The organism is Candidatus Micrarchaeota archaeon (genome assembly GCA_028866575.1).
Classification (GTDB): Archaea; Micrarchaeota; Micrarchaeia; order Micrarchaeales; family Micrarchaeaceae; genus UBA12276.
Genome location: JAGWHU010000030.1, coordinates 1 through 2,204 on the forward strand (window position 1 = coordinate 1; position 2,204 = coordinate 2,204).

Sequence of the window (2,204 nt, forward strand, 5' to 3'; positions counted from 1 at the left end):
CCAGGCTCATGCTAGAGTGAATCGCGTCTTCGAGCAGCCCCAACGCGATCTCAAGCCTTCGAGCTTTCATAAACCAACCGTATGCTTATTTTGACAGAAAAATCAAGAGTAACAATGGTAACTACTCGTCCTCGTCTTCTTCTTCTTCTGGATCCGGTATTGGTTGCTCTTCGAGCGCAGGCTGCGGCTCCCCACCAGGATTCTGAAACGGATTAGGATCGTTAGGGTCGTAGCCTGCGGGATAGGTAGTCGTAAAGTCCATGGATCACCTCGCTGTGTAGTGTGTAACGGCGTCCGCGGCGGTCACTGTCGGGGGCGCGATTTGGTAGAAATGCTGTGTGGCTGTCATGCCGATGGTCTTGCGAATCGAGGGGCCTATAAATTCGAGGATCGCAATGAGAGAGCCAAAAATCAGCAGCCACGTTAGTATCTTCTTCGGCAGGTTGTCAATCGACCGCTGTAACTGCTCGAACTTGTCATCGACGGCTTCGACTTTGCTTTCGAGCGCGTTAATCCTTACCATGATCGACCCTTTTGCGCTGCCGTTTACGAAGATGGCGTTCCATGACTGGTCTACCTTTCCCTCGTATGGACATGCGCATCCCTCTCCATGATGGTTCATCCCCAAGGCCCTTTGATTAGAATGCGCCAACCCTTGCGGGCCTGAGCTATTACTGCATCCAGGCGCTACACTTTAAAGGTCAGTTGATTCGCCAACAAATTTGACTGGTATCCGTATTGGAGCTAGATGTAACAACGAAACTTGTTCCCGCTGTCACAGTTCCAACTGATAGCATCCCCTGCGTTCCTCCAAGCACACACGTTGTCAGTTGATAGCTACACGCAGCCCCAGGAGTGCACGCTTCAGGTGTGCTTACCGTTACGGTTCCTGCGAGCAAGGTTGCGATACCAGAGTCTGAGGCGGCGACGATCAATTTTCCTGTGGTATCTACATTCAAATGCTGCGAGCCAACAGATGTTCCAGTTACAGCATGGTTACTTGGAAACCAAACGCCGCCTCCAGCAGTAAGAGCAATTCCGGCAGGAGGTAATATGTTGTTTGTCGTGGTGTATCCTGGTGAAATGAAAAATTCGTTCGTGGTCGCGTTTGGTCCGGTATTAACAAAACATTCACCAAAGTTATCATTTGTGTTGTTTGTTCCAAGACCTATACTATTACATCCCGTTGCCAGTTGAAAGTTAGACCCAGACTGAGCCTGTAAATTTGTAAATTTTGTCGTCATTCCACCAGGGTAAGCATTATTTAAGTTTTGTACAATCAGAGGAGTATTGCCATCGCCTTGTGGAGTGACGACTGTAGTCGTCCCGGCGTTCGTGTCGATTATCAGTTGGGGTGTTTGTGATGAACTCTGCAACCATCTATAGATGATAGCGCTTCCCGGCGCACCCCAATAATCGATGGCAGGGAACTGTGAATTTGTACTCCAGAAAGTATAGGGCGGTGGACCTGAGATTGAACCCATCTTTTTCCAGAAAGCGTCGTTTATACGCTCTGCGAAGTAGTAGGACGCGCCGACCGAGTTACCTTCAGCGGTTCCAGTTGCGCCAAGGTTAGAAGCAAACGCATCGAGGTTAATCATCTTATCCCAATACTTACCCGCAGCGGTTCCTGTTGCTGTGACTGAGGTATAATTTGGTCCTTGCGTATAGAGCCAGTAATTCACCTGTTCCATGACGTTTTGATAGGTTGTGGCAGGTGTTCCAATTCCTGTTGGAACGATGGTAGATTGAATTACAGTGAAACCGGCGTTGTGCGCGTTTTGCCAGCACGCTTGTAAGTATCCTTCAAGCGTTGCGGCGCTGTCACCGTTATTTAGGTCGTTTTGCGCTCCGTTAAAGATGAAATACTTGGGCGTTCCGGTGATCGATCCATACTTCGTAGTGAAAGTCGTTGTGTTTGCGCAGTCGGAGGCCCATGCGAATCTCCAGTAGGCTTGCCCATGCCCAGCGAGCGCTGGAGCGTTCTGAGCAGCAAAATACGGTCCCCAATAATCAGCGGAATAAGTAGTCCCACAAGAAGAAGCGCACGATCCGGTGTTGGTGGTGTAGTTAAACACAAAGGTGGTGCTGTTCGTGACGGAAGCTATTTGGAATGTGCCTACCCCTGAATCGACAGTCGATAACCCAGTAGGAACAGCGAACCAACCCGTCATTGTAGATACGTTCTGCCAATTCCCTACAGT

3 protein-coding genes are annotated in these 2,204 nt (G+C 49.5%); all 3 read right to left on the minus strand.

Annotated features, from left to right (window positions below; all coding sequences use genetic code 11):
* Positions 1-121: 121 nt before the first annotated feature.
* Positions 122-262 (minus strand): hypothetical protein, encoded by a 141-nt coding sequence (locus KGI06_06160; protein ID MDE1871792.1) that lies wholly within the window; start codon positions 260-262, stop codon positions 122-124.
* Between the two features lie 3 nt (positions 263-265).
* The gene (locus KGI06_06165; protein MDE1871793.1) at positions 266-523 is read right to left on the minus strand and encodes a hypothetical protein; all 258 of its coding nucleotides are present in this window, start codon (positions 521-523) and stop codon (positions 266-268) included.
* 178 nt (positions 524-701) lie between these two features.
* Positions 702-2,204: hypothetical protein (locus tag KGI06_06170; protein ID MDE1871794.1), on the minus strand; the 1,503-nt coding region annotated here is incomplete at its 5' end.

Excerpts from the sequence above, each read along its gene's own strand:
- KGI06_06160 (MDE1871792.1), bottom strand. The coding sequence starts at position 262 with ATGGACTTTACGACTACCTATCCCGCAGGCTACGACCCTAACGATCCT.
- KGI06_06165 (MDE1871793.1), bottom strand. The coding sequence starts at position 523 with ATGGTAAGGATTAACGCGCTCGAAAGCAAAGTCGAAGCCGTCGATGAC.